Annotated in this window: 11 protein-coding genes (1 of these 11 cut by a window edge); 3 read left to right on the top strand and 8 right to left on the bottom strand. The window is 68.4% G+C overall.

What is annotated here, in order from left to right:
• Nucleotides 1-519: the 3' portion of a benzoate/H(+) symporter BenE family transporter gene (locus ACWV8V_RS11785; RefSeq protein WP_259260774.1), read on the top strand. Its footprint begins 672 nt before the window's first position; 519 of the gene's 1,191 nt are visible here — the last part of the coding sequence; its start codon lies off the left edge, out of view; the stop codon is at nt 517-519.
• A gap of 7 nt (nt 520-526) precedes the next feature.
• Here ACWV8V_RS11785 and ACWV8V_RS11780 read toward each other — a convergent pair whose 3' ends face one another.
• The 4 genes from ACWV8V_RS11780 to egtB are packed head-to-tail and all read right to left on the bottom strand — an operon-like array spanning nt 527 to nt 5,784.
• Nucleotides 527-1,246, bottom strand: coding sequence for a GYF domain-containing protein (locus tag ACWV8V_RS11780; protein WP_313211304.1), 720 nt, complete (start codon nt 1,244-1,246; stop codon nt 527-529).
• 56 nt (nt 1,247-1,302) lie between these two features.
• Nucleotides 1,303-3,471 carry a lytic murein transglycosylase gene (locus ACWV8V_RS11775; protein WP_455899806.1) on the bottom strand — a complete coding sequence of 723 codons (2,169 nt, stop codon included), beginning with the start codon at nt 3,469-3,471 and terminating at the stop codon, nt 1,303-1,305.
• 55 nt (nt 3,472-3,526) lie between these two features.
• Entirely contained in the window at nt 3,527-4,501 is a 975-nt protein-coding gene (egtD, locus tag ACWV8V_RS11770) for an L-histidine N(alpha)-methyltransferase (protein ID WP_455899805.1), read from the bottom strand.
• The gene (gene egtB, locus ACWV8V_RS11765) at nt 4,498-5,784 is read right to left on the bottom strand and encodes an ergothioneine biosynthesis protein EgtB (RefSeq protein ID WP_259260770.1); all 1,287 of its coding nucleotides are present in this window, start codon (nt 5,782-5,784) and stop codon (nt 4,498-4,500) included. Before egtB ends, egtD begins: the two co-directional genes overlap by 4 nt.
• A 171-nt stretch (nt 5,785-5,955) precedes the next feature.
• Between egtB and ACWV8V_RS11760 the strand changes: the two genes are divergently transcribed.
• Nucleotides 5,956-7,263 (top strand): GGDEF domain-containing protein, encoded by a 1,308-nt coding sequence (locus tag ACWV8V_RS11760; protein WP_259260769.1) that lies wholly within the window; start codon nt 5,956-5,958, stop codon nt 7,261-7,263.
• Here ACWV8V_RS11760 and ACWV8V_RS11755 read toward each other — a convergent pair.
• A complete protein-coding gene (locus tag ACWV8V_RS11755) occupies nt 7,242-7,637 on the bottom strand; it encodes a YchJ family metal-binding protein (protein ID WP_455899804.1) in 396 nt (131 codons plus the stop codon). The two genes, ACWV8V_RS11760 and ACWV8V_RS11755, sit on opposite strands and share 22 nt — an antisense overlap.
• A 62-nt stretch (nt 7,638-7,699) precedes the next feature.
• Between ACWV8V_RS11755 and ACWV8V_RS11750 the strand changes: the two genes are divergently transcribed.
• Nucleotides 7,700-8,476, top strand: a complete 777-nt coding sequence (locus ACWV8V_RS11750; RefSeq protein WP_123730914.1) for a sulfite exporter TauE/SafE family protein — start codon at nt 7,700-7,702, stop codon at nt 8,474-8,476.
• Nucleotides 8,477-8,513: 37 nt separating this feature from the next.
• On the opposite strand, the gene ACWV8V_RS11745 is transcribed toward ACWV8V_RS11750, so the two are convergent.
• The 3 genes from ACWV8V_RS11745 to ACWV8V_RS11735 are packed head-to-tail and all read right to left on the bottom strand — an operon-like array spanning nt 8,514 to nt 14,239.
• Nucleotides 8,514-12,035 carry an ATP-binding protein gene (locus tag ACWV8V_RS11745; protein ID WP_455899803.1) on the bottom strand — a complete coding sequence of 1,174 codons (3,522 nt, stop codon included), beginning with the start codon at nt 12,033-12,035 and terminating at the stop codon, nt 8,514-8,516.
• 46 nt (nt 12,036-12,081) lie between these two features.
• Complete coding sequence (locus tag ACWV8V_RS11740; RefSeq protein WP_455899802.1) at nt 12,082-12,783, bottom strand: DUF4194 domain-containing protein; 702 nt, start codon at nt 12,781-12,783, stop codon at nt 12,082-12,084.
• The gene (locus ACWV8V_RS11735) at nt 12,770-14,239 is read right to left on the bottom strand and encodes a DUF3375 domain-containing protein (RefSeq protein ID WP_455899801.1); all 1,470 of its coding nucleotides are present in this window, start codon (nt 14,237-14,239) and stop codon (nt 12,770-12,772) included. The genes ACWV8V_RS11740 and ACWV8V_RS11735 overlap by 14 nt, the downstream gene beginning before the upstream one ends.
• Nucleotides 14,240-14,259: the final 20 nt, after the last annotated feature.

The raw sequence follows: 14,259 nt of genomic DNA, 5'->3' as shown, positions 1-14,259 counted from the left end.
CTGTTCGTGGTCACCATGGCCTCGCAGAACATCCCGGGCGTAGCGGTGATCCGTGCCTCCGGCTACGACACACCGGTATCGCCGGTGATCGGCTGGATCGGGGTGGTCAACACGCTGCTCGCCCCGTTTGGCGCCTATGGGCTCAACCTGGCCGCGATCACCGCCGCGATCTGCATGGGCCGTGAGGCACACGAGGATCCGGCCCGCCGTTATACCGCAGCGGTGGCCGCGGGCGCCTTCTATATCGTGGTGGGCCTGTTCGGGGCGACGGTGGCGGCCGTGTTCGCCGCCTTCCCCAAGGAACTGGTGGCCTGCGTGGCCGGCATCGCACTGTTCGGCACCATCGCCAACAGCCTGGCGACGGCCCTGCGTGAGGAGGCAGATCGCGAAGCGGCGCTGGTGACCTTCCTGGTGACCGCCTCGGGCCTGTCGCTGGCCGGGATCGGCTCGGCGTTCTGGGGCTTGGTCGCCGGCGGCATCTGTCTGCTGGCGCTGCGACCGTCGGCAGCGCGCGGCTGAGCCCGACTCAGCGGTCGAACAGGAAAGACAGCGCACCGAGCACGAGCATGCAGGTCAGCAGGCCCAAGCCCACCGCCCACCAGCGGGTACCGCCGCGACGGGCCAGCTCGGCGTGGAGGGCCTGCTCGTTGTCCGGATGGCGCATCCTGGCTTCGGCGATGATGCGGTTCGCATGCCACAGGTAAAGGTGGTTGCCCAGCGAACCGGCCGCGGCACCGGCGCCCAAGGTGATTGTGGTGGATGCGTTACTCGAGGCGCCGATGAATCCCTCGGCGATGGAGAGGCCGAACAGCACGACAATCCACCCGGTCGCGACCGCATACATGCGGCGATACAGCATCCAGAACGCACCGAACAGGAAGGCTGGCCAATTCCAGCTGTTGGCGTTGGAGGCTTCCTTGGCCAGTCGCCACTTGCGCTGGTACACCGGGAAGTTGCGGCCCACGAAGACTTCATAGGCCTGCAGGTTGCTGTCCAGCGCCGCCAGCGCCTGGCCGCTGCCCTTCTCCAGACTGGACGCAGGCGCAGTGTAAGGATCATGCGCCGATGCCTGCGGGGACAGCTCGGCCACACCGTGCAGGGGATTCCATTGCGGCATGCCAGCGCACCAGACCAGGGTGTCGATATCGATCTGGCCCGCCTGGTGCAGACGTCGCAACTCCTGAGTGGACAGCGGGCCCTGCCGTTGCTGGCTGGCATCGGCGTAGTACCACGAGGTATCGGACATGACCCGTTCCTTGAGGGAGAAGCACCGATTCGCCCGTCCGGGCGTCGGCTGCAGCGTTACAGGGGCAGCACGCTGAAGGTCTGGGTGAGCGTGTGACTGGCGCCGGCAGGCAGAGTGATCACATCCGGGCCGGCATTGGCCGCTTCCAGGCACACATAGTTGCGCCAGCCGGCCCCGACATCGGCCATCTTGCTGGCGCCCGCCTCGCCGGGGTTCCACGCAACCAGCGAGCGGCTGCCGGTGGTGGTGATCTCGATGCGGCGCTTCAGGCCCGGGTCCTTGAGCACGTAGCGGCCGCCGGCCTGCGTATAGATGCGGTCGCTGCGGCCGGGATCGCGCGGGTCGCGCAGGTTCCAGTCGCCCTGCTGCTGGCGCGGGGTGGCGTAGTTCTCGAACTTGTCCAGGTAGGACAGGCCATCCAACCCCTCCACGCTGACCTGCATCGCATCGCTGACATGGAAGTAGTTGTGCAGGGCCTGGGTGAAGGCGACCGGTTCGCGGCCGGTGTTTTCGGTGATCAGGCGCTGTTCCAGGGTGCGGCCGATGCGCAGCTCCATGCGCAGGCGCAGGTCCAGATTCTCCAGCACGGGCGGGGCCAGGGTCAGCACCATGGTGCCATCGGCCTCGCGACGGGCCTGCTGCAGGGTCCACGGCACATTGCGGACGAAGCCATGCGAGGGCACGTCATTGCCCTGCCCCTGGCGGCCGAAGTAGGGCCAGCACACGGGGCTGCCGCCACGGATCGGGGTCGGCAGCGGCTGGGCGCTCGGCGAGAGCCACATCACGTCCTGCCCGCCCTTGGGCACATAGGACAGGAGCTGGCCGCCGAACACGCTGATCGCGGCGGTGGCGAACGGGGTCTGGACCGTCCAAGCGGGGAAGCCCTGGATGTCGGCCAGGCTGAGCCCGGGCACCTTGGGCAGGGCCGCGCGCGGCGCCGCCGGGGATTGGACGTACTGGGCGTGATTGGGCGGCAGCGTGAACACGGTGGATGCAGGCATGGTCGGTGTGGAAGAAGGAGGAGCACCGCGCAGGGCGGTGAGGATGCGCTGGCCGGCGCGGCCATCGGCGGGGGTCCAGCCCAGGCGCTGCTGCTCGGCCTGGATGGCGCGGCGGGTGGCGGTACCGATCATGCCGTCCGCGGTACCGATATCGTGGCCGCGGGCCAGCAGCAGGGTCTGCAGCTCGCGGCGTTCGGTGCGGCCGATGCCAGGATCATCGGTTGGCCAGGCGGCGGCGATGCCGGTTCCGCCACGCAGGCGATCGGCCAGTGTTGCGATCGCCAGCGCGTAACTCTCGGCGGCGTTGTAGGCGTAGATCGCATCGTAATTGCGGAACACCAGCCAGGCCGGGCCCTTGGTCCCGGTGGGCAGCAGCAGCGCGGCGTTGCTGTCGGCCGGGAGCCCGGCGGGCGCCAGAGCGCCACCGGCCACCGGGACGATGCCCAGCGCGCGCCAGTCGGCCAGTGGCTTGCGCTGGGTACGCCCGGCCACGCTGGCGTTGAGGCCAGCCGGAATCTTCACTTCGATGCCCCATGGCTGCCCGGTCCGCCAGCCCGCCTTCTTGAGGTAGTTGGCGGTGGAGGCCAGCGCATCGGGAATCGAGGCGACCAGATCGCGGCGACCATCACCGTCGCCATCCACCGCGATACGTGCATAGGTGGAGGGCATGAACTGGGTATGGCCGAAGGCGCCGGCCCACGAGCCGGTCAGGCCCTCGGCACGCAGGTCACCGGCATCGATCAGCTTGAGCAGGGCCAGCAGTTCGCCGCGGAAGAACGGCTGTCGGCGGCCCTGGCAGGACAACGTGGCCAGCGACTGCAGCAGCGGGCGCTTGCCGAACACGCGGCCGTAATCGCTCTCCACGCCCCAGACCGCGACGATCGTGGCCGGATCGACGCCGTACTCGGTCGATACCCGGGCCAACAGATCCCGGTGCTCGGCCAGGCGGGCACGCCCATCCGCCACGCGCTGGGTATCCACCAATGCGGCCAGGTAATCCCACAACGGCGTGGTGAACTCCGGCTGCGCGTCCAGCAGCGGCAAGACGCTGGGATCGGGGGTCAGCCCGGCGGTGAGCGTGTCGAAGCGCTCGGCCGTGATGCCCTGCTTGCCGGCCTGGGCCTTGAGGGTGACCAGGCACGTGGAGAAGGCATCCGGCGCGGCGACCGTGATCGACGGTACGCCGAGACACAGCCCGGCCAACAACAGGGGCGACCATCGCATTGGCGGGAATCCTTGCAGCCAGTGGACCTGCATCATAGCGGCAATGCCGCGCAGGTCAGACCGGTTGCAGCAGGCGCAGGCCGAAGGCCGGATCGGTCGCGTTCCAGTGGGCGGTCACCTGCAGGCCGGCATCGGCGGCCATGCGGGCGAACACCGCATCGGTGTATTTATGGCTGTACTCGACCGTCATCGCTTCACCTTCGGCGAACTCGAAGGCCTGGCCATCCACGTGCACGCGTTGCGCGCGTTGGCTGACCAGCTCGGTTTCGATGCGCAGCCGCGGCACGCTGTAGCGGGCACGATGGCGGAAGCCGTCCAGATCGAAATCGCTGCCGATGTCGCGGTTGAGCCGACGCAGCAGATTGAGGGTGAACTCGGCAGTGACCCCGGCGGCATCGTTGTACGCCGCTTCGATCAACGCCGCGTCCTTGTGCAGGTCGATGCCGATCAGGGCCATGCCATCCGGACCCATGGTCTGGCGCATAGCCTTCAATAGTGCGATGGCGTCATCATGGGCGAAGTTGCCGAGCGTCGAGCCGGGGAAGAACACCAGGTGGCGGGCGGGCTCGCGCTGCGGCGACGGCAACTGGACCGGGTGGGTGAAGTCGGCGCAGACCGGCAGCATTTCGATATCCGGCAGCGACGGTGCCAGCCGGGTGATGCTGTCCAGCAGAGCGGCGCGCGAGATTTCGATCGGGGTGTACGCGACCGGCTCACGCAGCGCATGCAGCAGCAGCTCGGTCTTGCGGCCGCTGCCGCTGCCCAGTTCCACCACGTGCAGACGCGGGCCGACCACCTTGGCGATGTCATGCGCACAGTCCTGCAGCAGCTGCAGTTCGGTCCGGGTCGGGTAGTACTCCGGCTGCCGGGTGATCTGCTCGAACAGCGCCGAGCCGTGGGCATCGTAGAAGTACTTGGAGGGCAGCTGGCGCGGCGTGGACGAGAGCCCGCGCAGGATGTCGGCGGTGATCCGGTCACGATCCGGCTGTAGATCGGTCAGTGCATCCATCGCATCACGGACCGAGCTCATGCGACGTCCCGGGCCAGGCGCAGGCCGGCGAACTGCCACCGGGCCGACGGCGCGAAGAAGTTGCGGTAGCTGGCGCGCAGATGATCGGCCGGCGTGGCGCAGCTGCCGCCCCGCAGCACCCACTGACCACACATGAACTTGCCGTTGTACTCACCCAGGTTGCCGGGGAAGGTGCGGAAGCCCGGATACGGCCCGTAGGCGCTGCTGGTCCATTCCCACACATCGCCGAACAACTGGACGATGTCCCCCTCTTCCTCTGCGCCGCCCGGGTGCAGCTGATCGGCATCGGCAAAGCGGCCACGCAGGGCGCGGCCCGCCGTCGCCGCTTCCCATTCGAACTCCGTGGGCAGGCGGGCGTCGCACCAACGCGCGTAGGCGTCGGCTTCGAAATAGCTCAGGTGGCAGACCGGCGCATGCGGATCGAGCGCGCGCCAGCCGCCCAGAGTGAACTCGCGCTCCAGCGCGTCATCCCAGTACAGCGGGTGCTGCCACTGCTGTTCCTGGCACAGCGTCCAGCCTTCGCTCATCCACCAGCGCGGCTCGCGATAGCCGCCGGCCTGCACGAACTGACGGTATTCCTCGTTGTTGACCGGGCGGTTGGCCAGCGCATGCGCCGGGACCAGCGCGCGGTGCACCGGCGATTCGTTGTCATACGCAAACGTCGACTGGGTGGGCCACACCGGTGCACCGATCTCCACGATCCGTTCCGGGCTGCTGCGCCACTGCAGCGGCAGCGCACGCGCCGGGCTTGCCGGGAGATCGGTGCGGTACGCCGGTTGCAGTGGATTGGACCAGAACGCGTGCTTGATGTCGGTCAACAGCAGTTCCTGGTGCTGCTGCTCATGGTGCAGGCCGAGCAGCAGCTGATGCTGGGCCTGCTCGCTCAGATTGCCGGCCTGCAGTGCGGCGAGCACACGCTGATCGATCTCCGCGCGGAAGTGCAGCACCTCGTCCAGCGTCGGGCGCGAGAGCAGGCCGCGCTGTGGGCGTGCATGGGCCGGGCCAATGCTCTGGTAGTAGCTGTTGAACAGGTAGTGCCAGTCCGCATCGATCGGGGCGTAGCCGGGGCGGGTCGCCAGCACGAAGCGCTCGAAGAACCACGTGGTATGGGCCAGGTGCCATTTCGCCGGGCTGGCGTCGGGCATGCTCTGGACCATGGCATCTTCGGCACTGAGCGGTGCGGCCAGCGCGAGCGTGCGTGCACGCACGGTGGCGTAGCGGACGGCCAGCGGCGATGGCGGGGCGGCAGTGTGCGGTAGTGCGGCAGCGACGGCGGTATTCATTGCGGTGAGGATCGACCAGCCGGGGTGAGTGCCACGTCATGGCACCGCATCGATTCGGTGACATTGCTCAAGTTGAATACGCGCAGGCCGCTACCGGGGAAGACCCATCGCCTGTGTAGTCCGGTTTGCACGCTGCAGCCACGGCGCGCCGGCCACCACGTGGAACCCCTCTTGCGGACGCATCTGCTACGCCAGCCCAGTCACTATCTGTTCGTGCTGCCTGCAGTACTGGTGGCGCTGGGATTGTGGGCCGCCACCCCCGCGGCGGAAGCCGGCAGTTCGGTGCATCGCCTGCTGCCGATGGTGCTGGCCTGCCTGGGTGTCGGCCTGGCGCTGATCTACAACCGCGTCCGGGCGCTGTGCCTGATGCTGGCCATCGCCCTGGCGTTCGCCCTGCTGCATGGTGTGGTCGGCACGTTCCTGCGCGATGGCGTTGTTTCGGCACAGACCCCGCTGATCTTCCATGCGGTGTCGTGGTGGCTGCCACTGCTGTTCCTGCTGCATGGGCTGTGGCCCGAACGCGGACGGCTGCGCCAGGACCTGTTGCTGCGCGGCGTGGTCAGCGGGACGGCCCTGGGCATCTTCCTGCTGTTGGCCACGCAGGTTCCCGACGGCATGCAGGCGCTGCTGTCCGATCGCCACCTGGCCTGGCTGCCCAGCGACTGGAATGCGCTGGCCCAACTCCCGGCGCTGCTGTTTCTCATTACGACGGTGGCCTTGGCTGTCCAGGCCTGGCGACGCCCCCGCCCGCTGCACACCGCCCTGCTGATCGCCCTGCTCTGCCTGTGGTGGCTGCTGCCGCGGGTGTTCGTCTCGCCGGCGCTGCTGCCGGCGGTGAGCTGCATGGCGCTGCTGCTGATCGTCTCGGCGATGTTGCAGGAGGCATTCCACATGGCCTTCCGCGATGAGCTCACCGGCCTGCCCGGGCGTCGCGCGTTCAATGAGTATCTGCAGCGCGTGGGCGCCACCTACACCATCGCGATGGTGGACGTGGATCATTTCAAGCGTTTCAACGATACCCACGGCCACGATGCCGGCGATGACGTGCTCAAGCTGGTGGCCGCGCGACTGGCCGAGGTAGGCGGGGGGGGCCGCGCGTTCCGCTATGGCGGTGAGGAATTCGCGCTGGTGTTCCTGGATCGCCCAGCCCCGGCCTGCGTGGCGGCCGTGGAAGAGGTCCGCGCGACGATCGAGGGGGTGCGGATGCATCTGCGCGACCGCGCCGCACGCAGCCGCGACGATGCGGTGGGGCAGCTGCAACGTGGGCGTGGTGGCAACGGCGCGGTGGTGCAGGTGACGGTGAGCATCGGCGTGGCCGACAGCCGGGTGGCGGACAGTCCACAGGCGGTGATCAAGGCCGCAGACCAGGCGCTGTATGCGGCCAAGGACGCCGGCCGCAACTGTGTGCGTGCACTTGGCCAGCAGGGCACCGTGCCGGTGCGCGCGACCGCACTGGCTCAGGGCAACGCGTCGAGATAGAACCAGCGGCCGTCTTCGCGGACGAAGCGGCTGTGTTCCAGCATTTTCACCGCACTGCCGCCGCCGACCTTGTAGCGCGCGGTGAAGCGCACCTGGGCGTGGTCGGGATCTGAGCGGGTGTGGGCGTGGATCGTCAGCCCGAGCCACTGGGTGCGCTGGCCGGGTGCTTCGGCCAGCAAGAGCTCGGCCGGGCGCGTGGACGGGTGCCAGCTGGCCAGCAGGTAGTCGGCCAGGTGCCGCACGTAGGCGCTGTAGCGCGAGCGCATCAGCGCTTCGGCATCCGGCGCGGGGGTGCCGGCATGGTAAAGGCCGCAGCAGGCGGCGTAGGCCAGCGGGCGGCCGCAGGGACAGGGATCGGAGGAGACGGTGGTCATGGGGGTATTGTCGCGCGATGACCGGGCGTATGCTTGCGCGCCCTGCGTTGCGATGCCCCGCCGTGCTTGAGATGGTTCCCCCTGAGCTGTTCTGGTTGGTGGCGATCGCCTTCATCGCCGGCCTGGTCGATGCCGCCGTCGGCGGCGGCGGGCTGGTGCAGTTGCCCGGGTTGTTCACCGTCCTGCCGCAGCACACGCCGGCGATGCTGTTCGGCACCAACAAATTCAGCTCGATGTTCGGCACGGCCGCCGCTGCGTTCCGCTACGCGCGCAATGTGCGCTTCCCGTGGCGGCCGGTGCTGTTCGCGGCGGGCACGGCCTTCGTGTTCTCGTTTGCCGGGGCCACGGCGGTCAGCCTGCTGCCCAAGGACGCGGTACGCCCGCTGGTGCTGGTGCTGCTGGTGGCGATGCTCGGCTACACGCTGTGGAAGAAGGACTTCGGTGCCCTGCACCGCCCGCGCGAGATCGGCCGCAAGGAGCTGGTGACCGCATTGGCCATCGGTGCGGTGATCGGGTTCTACGACGGCTTCTTCGGGCCCGGCACCGGCAGCTTCCTGATCTTCCTGTTCGTGCGTTTCTTCGGGCTGGACTTCCTGCGTGCGTCGGCCGCCTCCAAGGTGGTGAACCTGGCGACCAACGTGGCGGCGATCTCGTTCTTCGTGCCGACCGGCAACATCCTGTGGCTGTTCGCGCTGCCGATGGCCGCGGCCAACATCATCGGCTCTGTGGTCGGTACGCGGATGGCGCTGCGCGGCGGCACGCCCTTCATCCGCAAGCTGTTCGTCGGCCTGGTGGTGGTGCTGATCGCCCGGATGGGATGGGATACCTTCGCCGGTTAGCAGGACGGGCCAGCCCTGGGGCTGACCCGTTGGTTGCTCAGCGCTTGGGCTTGGCCGGCGTCTTTGCGGCTGCCTTGGGTACGGCCTTGGTGGCCGTCTTCTTTGCCGCTTTCTTCGCCGGTACCTGGGGCGCAGCCATCGCCTCGGGGGCATCGACCACGTCCGGCGCGGCGATCACGGCCGGTGCCGGTGCCGCCGTCGTCTCGCCGGCGCGGGCACGCTCGGGCAGCTTCAGGCGCTTGCCTTCGTCGTCGTACTCGATCAGCAGCACGCCGGAATCGTGGCGGCCGCTGATCTCCACGAAGCAGGCACCGCCGATGAACGGTTCCAGCGTCATCACCGACTTCAGCGGGGTGGCCACGACCATCTGGAACCCGAAGTTGTCGAAGATGTTCATCGCCAGCGCAGTGAACTCGTTGTCGGCCTTGTCGAAGGCTTCGTCGAGCACCACCGCCGCGTAACTGGGCAGCTGGCCGTCGGCGCCACCGAGCTGGTAGCGCAGCGCGGCGGCCAGGCACGTGGTGGCCAGCTTCTGGCGCTGGCCGCCGGACTTGCCCGCACCGCTGCGGTAGATCTCGACCTGCTGGCGGGTGGCGGCATCGAGTTCGACGCCGACGAATTCCACGTGCAGGCGCACGTCCAGCACCAGCTCGCGCCAGCGCTTGTCCTCGCCTTCCTGCGAGCCGAGCTTGGCGACCAGCTCACGCAGCACCGCGAACTGCGCTTCGGCCAGCTCGCGCTGGTCGGTCTGCTGTTGGGACAGCACGTCGCGCAGGCGCTGGTGGAAATCCAGCACTTCGGGCAGGCGGCGGTCGGTGAGTTCGATGGTCAGCAGGGTGCCGCGGTTGAACGGCACCTGCTCCAGCGAGGCATTGACCTCGTCCAGGCGCTGGGCGATCGACTTGCGCGCCTCGGCCGTGTGCCGCTGCAGGGCCAGCAGGTTGTTCTTGCTCTGGCTCTGCAGCAGATCGAAGAAGCGTGCCTCGTGCTGCGGCAGGCCATCGTTCTCCAGCCGTTGCAGGCGGGCCAGGAAATCTTCGGCGCTGGACAGGCTGACGGTGAAGTCGCCGCTGTCTTCCGGCCAGGCCTGGCAGTAGCGGCGGAAGCAGCCGAGCAGCAGGTTCTCCAGCCGGTTGTGTTCGGCCTGGGAACCGCCGAGCTGTTCATTGAGGGTGTTGCTGATCTGCCGGAAGTGGGCTTCCAGGTTCTCCAGGCTGAGCACGCCGAGCGCCTTCAGGCGTTCGTCCAGCCCCTGCTGCTGGAGGGGGGTGACCACGCGCTTGGCCAGCGGCGCGCACTGCTCGTGCAGACGCTCGAGGCGTTCGTGTTCACGACCGAGCTGGCCGCGCTCCACGCGCACGTCTTCATAGGTGCGCTTGGCCTGGGCCACGTCGGCGCGGGTCTTCTCGATCTGTTCGCCCAGCTTGCGCAGGTCGGCATTGCCTTCGCGCAGGTCGTGCAGGGCCTGGGCGATGTCGTCCAGGCGCTGCAGCGGTGCGGCCACATCGATCTCGTCCCAGCCCAGCGTGCACAGTTGATGGCAGGCCAGTCGGGCCTTGCCGTCCTGTTCGCGCTGCGCGCGCAGGCCGGCCACGTCGCTGTCGCAGGCGGCGATGCGCTGGGCCAGTTCGATCGCTTCGCGCTCGTACAGGTCCAGCTTGTCGCGGTTGTTGAAGCCCAGCAGCCAACGGCGGCGATCGCTGATGTTGTGGCGATCGTCCTTTTCGAAGCGCTCGCCCGGGTGCTTGACCTGGCCTTCCTTGGTGATGCCGCGGTCGGTATCGCGCAGGTGGCGTGCATCCACGCATTCGTAGTCGAAGCGCTTGCCCAGCTCGCGGCGCAGCCAGCCGGCATAGCCGTGCTCGCGCAGCACCAGCTTGTGCAGCAGCGAACGTGCGCCCGGCTCGCGGCCATGCAGCGCATCGTCGTTGCGGCGTACGCGGTAGTAGACCAGGCGGGTACCGAGGTGGGTCTGGTTGATCCACTCCGAGACCTGGGCGTGGTGGCGCTCATCGACCAGCAGCGACTGCGCGAAGCCGTGCAGCACGCGCTCGATGGCGCCCTGCCATGCGGCGTCTTCGTCGCGGACCTGCAGCAGTTCGCCCACGAACGGCAGCGCCGCCTCGGGAATGCCGGTGTCGCTGCTCAGGCGCGCGCGCAGCTGCTGCATGGGCGCGGGAATGCTGGACGGGGTGCGCTTGAGCGCCTCCAGTTCCGAACGCACCTCGGCGAAGCGGCGTTCGTCGTCGCGTTTGCCGCCCATGCGCTCGGCGATGGCTTCATCCAGCTCGGCCGCCGCGCGCTGGCCATCGTCCAGGCGGGCCTGGGCGCGGGCGAGCTGCTCGGCAAACCCGTGCGCGGTCTCGGCCAGGGTTTCCCCCAGTTCGCGGCTGGCATGGTTGGCCTGGCTGCGCTTGGCCAGCCGGCGGTCGCGTTCCTGGGCGACACGGCCCTGTTCGCGCTCCAGTTCTTCGATGCGCTCACCGCCCTGTTGGCGCCGCTGCGCTTCCAGCTCGGCGAGGTGGCTTTCATGGTTGTCCAGCGCGCTGCGGCGCTGGCCTTCTTCCCCGGACAGACCGCGGTCGCGGGTATCCAGTTCCAGCAGGCGCGCCTCAAGCAGGGCCAGGCGACGCTGCTCGCGCACGCCGTCGATGCCCAGCTTCATCTCATCCAGGTCTTCGCGCTGGCGGCGCAGCGCCTGCAGATCGGCGTAGTGGCCGCGTGCGGGCAGCAGGGTTTCGACCTGGCGGCGCGCGGTGACAACAGCCTGATGGGCGCCATCGAGTTCGGCGAAATCATCGACCAGCCGCTCGGCGGCATCGAAGGTACGCGGCGCATCGAGCATGAAGTCGCGCAAGAACACGTTCAGATCGCCGAGGTTCTTCGCCGACTGCGTCTTGTGCAGCAGGCGCAGCGCCATCTCGTTCTCGATCCCGAGCACGTGGCGGAACCGTTCGGCATAGCTGGCGAAGCTGTCGAAGTGGTGCACATCGCCCAGGCGCTGCTTGAGCTTGCGCAGGTCCAGGTCGAAGCCGCCAAGGTCACGTGCGATGTCGAAACTGCGCTCGGCCACCATGTAGTGCTTGCGCACGTCGGCCGCGGCCGCGCCGTTGCCGGCGATCCAGAACAGGCGCACCAGGCTGACGATGCGGCCGTCATTGCTGCGGTATTCCAGCACCAGCGCGGTCCAGGTAGCGCCTTTACGCAGGTACTGGGTGGCGATCTCGCCGGTGCCGCTGTCCTGCTGGTCGGCCCAGGCGCCACGCACGTAGGAGACCAGGTTGCGGTCGCGGCCGCTGCGTTCGGCTTCGCGCGCGGCGGCGTTGAAGTCGACCAGGGCCGGCGGCACCAGCAGCGCGGACATCGCATCGAGCAGGGTCGACTTGCCCGAGCCGGAGCGGCCGACGAACAGGAAGCCGCGCTCGGCGATCGGCACTTCGGTCAGGCCGGAGAAGGTGCCCCAGTTGTGGACCTGCAGGCGGCGCATGCGGAACTGCTGCGCGCGCGGGTCGGGCTGGTCGCCGGGGAACAGAGCGGGTGCGGGAATGTGGACGGTCATGGCAGGGCTAGCAATCCAGGCAGGGCAGCGGCGCGCGGGCGCGCGCTCAGGCGTCGAGGTCGGCCGGCGCTTCGCGCAGGCGGCGGTACACCTGGGCCAGGGCGGCGACATCTTCGGCGGAGAACATCAGTTTCAGTGCCGGCGAGACTTCATGACGCGCATCATCACCGCCGAGGCGGGTGAGGATGTGGTTGTCCTTCATCTTCTGCACGGCACTGGCGACGCGGCGGTTGAAGCCGGCGCGGTCGGTGGACAGGTGGCGCTCGTACACGGCCAGTGCTTCGGCCAGTTCGGCATCCTCGACCACCGCGCGCACGCCGCGCGCATCGGCTTCGGCCAACTGCTGGCGCAGGTGCAGCAGCAGCACCGAGTCGATGAAGGTCAGCGGCGAGGTACGCAGCAGCACCGGTGCATCGATATCTTCGGTATCGGCCTGGCGGGTGAAGGCAACGCCACTCTCGCGGTCCAGCACCAGTTCCAGGAACAGGTCCGAGAGCGCCGAGCGGATCGCCGCTTCGCTGCGGATCAGCGCCGGCCACAGCTTGGCGTGGCGCAGCTGGTCGATGCTCGGGCCGATCAGCAGCTGGCACAGCGCGCGGCGGCCATCGAGCGGCAGCCGGCCGGTATCGCCCATGTAGAACACGTCGTTGTTGCGCCGCAGGACGGGCGTCACCACGACTGGTTCGTCGTCATGCACGTCGGCACCGCCGTCGATCGGGGTGTCGGTGGATTGTTCATGCCAGCTCATGGCGTTTCTCCTGGGTGAACCAGATCAGCGGAATGCGGGCGCGACGCCATTGGCCATCGCCGCCGCGCCATTGCGCGATCTCCTGTTGATCGGTGGCGACCTCGCCGTGGCGGGTGCCGAGAGAGAGGTAACCGATGATGGTGCCCAGCCCCTGTGGGGCCTCGCGGTGTTCAAGCACCTGCGCGATCGACAGCCGCGGCTGCTCGCCGAGCAGGTCGTGCAGATCGCGGCGCAGGTTGCGGAAGTCGATTTCAGAGGCGGCCACCAGGTCGCCGACACTCTCCAGCGAGATCGCGGCGGTGTCGTTGCGCTGCACGCTGCCATCCACCTGCGCCTGACGCGGATCGTGCAGCTTCCATTGCGAGAGCGAGCGCAGCCGGCTGGTGGTGAGCTGCAGGTCGCGGCCGATGCCGCGCTGCGCCGGGATGTGGTCGCGCAGGCCCAGCGCCTCGCCCTGGGCCTGCTTGAGCAGCTGGTTGAGGCGGCGCTGTTCCAGGTAGCCACGGCTCTGCACGAAGCCGCGCAGGCTGCGGGCAAAGTGCTGCAGCACGTCGTGGACCTGGCCACCGCGCTCAAGCATGGTGGTGGTGAAGCCACGCAGGAAGGTGCGCTCGTTGCGATCCAGCTTGCGGGCGAAGCCACGCGCGAGCACGGTCTCCAGCGCGGCATCGAGCTGGGCGCTCTGTTCGGCATCATTGAGCAGGCGCCAGAACGCCTCGAAGCTGCGCCCGGCGTCGCTGTCGCCGATCACGTCCACACCTTCGAACAGCTTGGACAGCACATCACCGCGCTCGCCTTCGTCATCGATGATGCGTTCGCGGAATTCACGGTTGAGGCGTTCGAAGTCATCGCGCACGCGGCGGAAATCTTCGGTCAGCTCGTCGGCCAGACCGATGATCTGGCGGGTCCGTTCCAGCGCGCGCTTGCCGTCCAGCGAGGACACCTTGCCGCCGCTGACGCGGGCGATCTCGGCATCGATGCGGTCGCGCTCGTCGCGCAGCGCGGACAGGCGCGCATCCGGATTGGATTCGGTCAGCGCGGCCAGCTGCGAGAGCTGCTCGATCACCAGCGCCAGGCGGCTCTCGGTGGCGGCAGCGCGCGCCTGCTCCAGGCTGTCGGCGAAGCGGATCGCCTGCGCAGCCTGGGTGGACAGTTCGTACTGTTCCTGGTCGGCGCCTTCGGGCAGGCGGCGTTCCAGCCAGCCCTGGGCCAGCCAATGCGCGATGTAGGCCTGCGCGGTGCGCGGCAGATCGCGCGACAGCTCATCGGCCTTCAGATCATCCAGCGCGCGCTGCAGGCGTTCGTGCAGCACCGCGGTGGACAGGGTGCGCTCGTCCTGCATCAGCAGGCTCTGCAGCAGGCCGATGATCTCCGGCGCGTGATCGGCCGCCAGAAGCTTCCACTGCGATTGTTCGCGCAGGTGGCGGTAACGGGTAATGCGCTCGCGATGTTTCATTCGAGACCGGGGACAGGAAG

The sequence above is a fragment of the Stenotrophomonas sp. Ker107b genome, from assembly GCF_053847245.1.
This window is presented reverse-complemented; position numbering and strand designations above follow the sequence as displayed.

What these genes read in the sequence shown, in the direction of transcription:
- ACWV8V_RS11745 (WP_455899803.1), bottom strand. Translation starts at nt 12,035, where the DNA reads ATGACCGTCCACATTCCCGCACCCGCTCTGTTCCCCGGCGACCAGCCC.
- egtB (WP_259260770.1), bottom strand. Translation starts at nt 5,784, where the DNA reads ATGAATACCGCCGTCGCTGCCGCACTACCGCACACTGCCGCCCCGCCA.
- ACWV8V_RS11780 (WP_313211304.1), bottom strand. Translation starts at nt 1,246, where the DNA reads ATGTCCGATACCTCGTGGTACTACGCCGATGCCAGCCAGCAACGGCAG.
- ACWV8V_RS11755 (WP_455899804.1), bottom strand. Translation starts at nt 7,637, where the DNA reads ATGACCACCGTCTCCTCCGATCCCTGTCCCTGCGGCCGCCCGCTGGCC.
- ACWV8V_RS11740 (WP_455899802.1), bottom strand. Translation starts at nt 12,783, where the DNA reads ATGAGCTGGCATGAACAATCCACCGACACCCCGATCGACGGCGGTGCC.
- egtD (WP_455899805.1), bottom strand. Translation starts at nt 4,501, where the DNA reads ATGAGCTCGGTCCGTGATGCGATGGATGCACTGACCGATCTACAGCCG.
- ACWV8V_RS11775 (WP_455899806.1), bottom strand. Translation starts at nt 3,471, where the DNA reads ATGCGATGGTCGCCCCTGTTGTTGGCCGGGCTGTGTCTCGGCGTACCG.
- ACWV8V_RS11735 (WP_455899801.1), bottom strand. Translation starts at nt 14,239, where the DNA reads ATGAAACATCGCGAGCGCATTACCCGTTACCGCCACCTGCGCGAACAA.